We start from the raw sequence: 1,436 nt of genomic DNA on the forward strand, positions 1-1,436 counted from the left end.
GTACGGTCCGCCCAGTCGGAGAATCCCGATCTGCGGATCGTGCTGGCCGACACGGACGACGGAGACCTCGAGGAAGCGGTGTCCCTGGCGCTGGCCTCGGGTGAGCCGCAAGTGGCGGTGCGTGGCAAGTCTGCATACGGGGCGCGCTTGGCGCGTGTCGCCGCTGTTGCTGAATCCTCGGTGCCGGGATCGGTCTTCGGTAGCGCCGGCACGGTGCTGCTCACGGGTGCGACGGGTTCGTTGGGTGCTCTGTTCGCCCGTCATTTGGTGGTCGAGCACGGGGTGCGGAAGCTGGTGCTGGTCAGCCGCCGCGGATCGGGTGCGGCCGGGGCGTCCGACCTGGTCGCGGAGCTGGCTGGGTTGGGTGCGGAGGTGCGGGTGGTGGCTTGTGACGCTGCCGACCGCCAGGCCCTGGCTACGGTGCTGGAGAGCATTCCGGATCTGACCGGTGTGGTTCATGCTGCGGGTGTCCTGGATGACGGCGTGATCACCTCCCTGACCCCTGACCGCATGGACACGGTTCTGCGTCCCAAGGTGGACGCCGCACTCAACCTCCACCACCTCACCGCGGACCGGTCCGGCCTCACCGCCTTCGTCACCTTCTCCTCAGCCGCAGGCACCTTGGGTGCGCCCGGCCAGGGGAATTACGCCGCCGCGAACGCATTCCTGGATGCTCTTGCTGCCCACCGCCGTGCCCAGGGCCTGCCTGCGCAGTCCCTGGCCTGGGGCCTGTGGGCCGACGAGGCCGCGGGCATGGCGGGCGAGCTGAGCGAGGCCGACCTGCAGCGCATGACCCGCACCGGTTTCCGGGCGCTGACGCCGCAACAGGGCCTCGCGCTCTTCGACACTGCCACCACCGTCCCCGTACCGGCGCTGGTCCCGATTCAGCTCGACCTCAAGGCACTCGCGGCCAACTTCGGATCTGACGTACCGGAGCTCTTCCGCGCCTTGATACGCCGACCAGTCCGCCGTGCAGCCGCGGCCGGTAGAAGCGCGGCGTCCGCCTTGACGTCGGCGTTGGAGCAACGCATCGCCGGCCTGGCCGATGACGAGGTCGAGGCTCTGTTTCTGGAGCTCGTCCGTACCCAGGCGGCGGCGACGCTCGGCCATTCCGGGCCCGAGGCGATCGAGCCGGACCAAGCCTTCGGCGAGTTGGGCTTCGACTCCCTCAGCGCGGTCGAGTTCCGCAACGGCTTGAGCGAGGCTGTGGGAAAGCGACTGCCGGCGACGCTGGTCTTCGACTATCCGACGCCGACCGCCCTCGCGCAGCAGCTGACGCGCGAGATGGCGGGGAAGCAGGATCCGGCCACGGTCTCCGTCAATGCCACCGCCGCGTCGGCGGACGACGATCCGATCGCGATTGTCGGGATGAGCTGCCGTTATCCGGGGGGTGTGGAGAGCCCGGAGGATCTGTGGGGGTTGGTCGCGGGTGGCGT

General features: G+C 69.5%; 1 protein-coding gene. It reads left to right on the plus strand.

The features are described from left to right. Positions 1–1,436: type I polyketide synthase (locus tag ABZW18_RS34750; RefSeq protein WP_356195514.1), on the plus strand; the 1,436-nt coding region annotated here is incomplete at both ends.

The sequence above is a fragment of the Streptomyces sp. NPDC004647 genome (genome assembly GCF_040609575.1).
In the GTDB taxonomy this organism is placed as follows: domain Bacteria; phylum Actinomycetota; class Actinomycetes; order Streptomycetales; family Streptomycetaceae; genus Streptomyces.